Annotated in this window: 1 protein-coding gene and 1 pseudogene; one reads left to right on the top strand and one right to left on the bottom strand. The window is 54.1% G+C overall.

Annotated elements, in window-relative coordinates; genetic code table 11:
- Nucleotides 1-111: 111 nt before the first annotated feature.
- Nucleotides 112-1,158, bottom strand: a complete 1,047-nt coding sequence (locus tag RBH22_RS17755; protein ID WP_306678738.1) for an IS630 family transposase — start codon at nucleotides 1,156-1,158, stop codon at nucleotides 112-114.
- Nucleotides 1,159-1,207: 49 nt separating this feature from the next.
- On the opposite strand from RBH22_RS17755, the pseudogene RBH22_RS17750 reads away from it, so the two are divergent.
- A pseudogene (locus RBH22_RS17750) lies at nucleotides 1,208-1,300 on the top strand (IS5/IS1182 family transposase); the annotation flags it as partial.
- Between the last annotated feature and the right edge of the window lie 76 nt (nucleotides 1,301-1,376).

Raw genomic sequence — 1,376 nt, 5'->3', positions numbered from 1 at the left:
AAGGCCGTTGACGCTAGGACACAACGCACTCATCCGGGCAAAAGGCTACTCTCAGCGCTGGATGGCCGAAACTTCGTATTCGACAACGAAGCGCTCGCTCGGCGAGAGTGGTCAGCGTAACTTTTGAATATCCGGAAGGAACGTTTCGATCCAGTTGTCGGCGAAGCTAACGCGTTTGGATAGATCTAGAAATGTGCGAGTAACGAACTGCTTGAAGTGATCTTTTCCTTCGAAGATTTCTGGCGAAATCTTCTGTTTGAGTGTCTTCCAGAGCGGCTCGATGGCGTTGAACATCGGCGAGTACGGAGGGAGGAAGACGAACTCGATGCCGAGTTCGTCGGCCCGTTGCTGGGTGAGTTTCGCATGATGACCGCCATCGTTGTCTGCGATGAGCAGAATCCGCCCGACCGGATTCTGCTCACGGATTGCCTCTAACGCTGCGCAAATACTCTCTTTCGTCGTCCGTTTCCGGAAGATGAGCGTGCTCTCGCCGAGTAATGCATAGAAGCCAAGTGTTTTCCAGGGGACTGTGACCAGTGGTTTGTCAATTTCCACGGTTCGATCGTACGACCACATTCGCTGAGAGTTCTCGAACGGTTGCGGCCACGAAGCGTCAAAGAACCCGAGAACGAGTGGTTCATCACCAGTATCTTTCGTGAGCGCCTTTCCCAGGCGCTCACGAAAATCCTCCTCAGCATCCGGTGGTTGTCGCGGGTCTATTGGTCGTGGTTTTGCGTACTGCATTCCATCAGCACGGAGAATTCGAGCAAGGTGGGATCGATCGTACGTAACGCCGTAGCGATCCCAGAGAAGATCGTCGATCTCCATTGGTGTCCACGGTTGACCATCTTTGAGGAGTGTGAAGAACTCGTCAAACTGTTCAGAGGAGAGCTTCGCGGGGCGGCCGCCCGCGAAGCTCGGTCGAAGTCCATCAACTCCACCTTCGTTCCAGGCTTTAAGCCAGCGTCCACCGGTTGGTTGGGACGCACCGACACGCCGTGCAGCCATTTTGTCAGTGTCGCCAAGAGAGACGTTCTTGATGAAGCAGAGTCGTCGGACGAGACGGGTCTCGTCCGCCTTTTGGGCATCGTTGATCGCTTCATCAAGCTGCTTCTCCGACAGATGCTTCACTATTTCAGTCCGACGAGTTGTCTTCATCAGAGTCTATACGCGCCCTGCAGATTCAAACATAGCGCCGATCACTCATGCCGTGCGAGCGCTCGGCTGGTATCGACAGTTCCGTGAAATCGTCCTGATGTTCGCCATCTCGAACATAGAACCGCTCTGTGAGCCACTCTAACCGTGACTCAGCATCTATTCAACACGGCAGATTCTACAACAGCACCTGTCTCGGACTGCTGTACGCGCACAACTAC

The organism is Halobellus sp. H-GB7 (assembly GCF_030848585.1).
GTDB lineage: Archaea > Halobacteriota > Halobacteria > Halobacteriales > Haloferacaceae > Haloquadratum > Haloquadratum inordinatus.
The sequence above is the reverse complement of the archived record's forward strand: the minus strand, read 5'-3'. Positions and strand labels throughout refer to the sequence as shown.

What these genes read in the sequence shown, in the direction of transcription:
- RBH22_RS17755 (WP_306678738.1), bottom strand. Translation starts at nt 1,158, where the DNA reads ATGAAGACAACTCGTCGGACTGAAATAGTGAAGCATCTGTCGGAGAAG.